The 1,244-nt window shown below is 47.8% G+C and carries 1 protein-coding gene; it reads left to right on the forward strand.

Annotated features, from left to right (window positions below):
• Positions 1-197 precede the first annotated feature (197 nt).
• Positions 198-1,211 carry an IS630 family transposase gene (locus AC6ROY_RS25365; protein WP_500103338.1) on the forward strand — a complete coding sequence of 338 codons (1,014 nt, stop codon included), beginning with the start codon at positions 198-200 and terminating at the stop codon, positions 1,209-1,211.
• Positions 1,212-1,244 lie beyond the last annotated feature (33 nt).

Raw genomic sequence — 1,244 nt, forward strand, 5'->3', positions numbered from 1 at the left:
CTAGTACAAAGAACCTAAAATAACGTTACTATATTTTCCTGTATGGTATACTCTAGATAGAATCTATCGAACGGAGAGATACCATGCCTTTTCTTTCAAAAAAAGAGCCCCTTCAGCTAACCGAAACCGAACGTGACATGTTAAAACGTGTGAGTAACGCTCGATCGGAAGAATTCCGAAGAGTGGAGCGATCACGTATGCTTCTTGCTTATGCTGAAGGCATGAGCATACCCAAAATTGCACAGTCGCTGGACACGACTATCCCTAAAGTCAGTCGCTGTATTGACAAGGCCTTAGTGCTGGGAGCTGAGGCCGCTCTTAATGAAGGGCAGCGTTCGGGTCGCCCGGCAGAAGTAACTCCAGTAGCCAAGGCGTGGGTGATCTCGTTGGCTTGCCAAAAGCCAACGGAGCTAGGCTATTCCTACGAAGTCTGGACGCAGCGCTTGCTGGCCAAACATATTCGCGAACACGCCGTCGCTGAAGGACATGAATGTCTCGCTCGCATGTCAGCTAGCAGTGTAGCACGTCTGCTGGCTGCCCATGAGCTTCAACCCCATAAAGTGCGGTATTATTTGGAGCGCCGTGATCCTGATTTTGAGGCCAAACGAGCCGACGTTTTATGTATCTACCAGCAAGTGGAGTACATTATTGAAAACGAAGAACTCAGGCCCTTAGCGGATGTTTATTTGTCCTACGATGAGAAGCCAGGCATTCAAGCCATCGAAAACACGGCCGCCGATCTTCCGCCTGTACCGGGTGAATACCCGACACTTGGACGTGATTCGGAGTACAAGCGCCATGGTACACTTAGTTTGCTCGCGGGCATTGATTTGGTGTCCGGTGAAGTCATCGGCACGGTAGAAGATCGTCATCGGAGTCGTGAGTTCGTTGACTTTTTAAAGAAGCTTGATGCCCACTATAGCAAAGGTTTACGGATAAACATCATTCTAGACAACCACTCCGCCCACATCTCAAAGGAGACCAATGCTTATCTCGCAACAGTACCGGAGCGATTTGAATTTACCTTCACTCCAAAACACGGATCATGGCTGAACGTGATTGAAACCTTCTTTTCCAAAATGACAAAACAGGTTCTCCGTCATATCCGAGTCAAGTCAAAGAATGAGCTTAAACAACGCATTTTGTTATATCTTGAAGAGGTCAACCAGAACCCGGTGCCCCATCGTTGGAGCTATGGGCTAGAGCATTAAGTTTACAACGTTATTTCAGGAGCGTTCTACTAG

The sequence above is a fragment of the Paenibacillus sp. sg306046 genome (genome assembly GCF_059821225.1).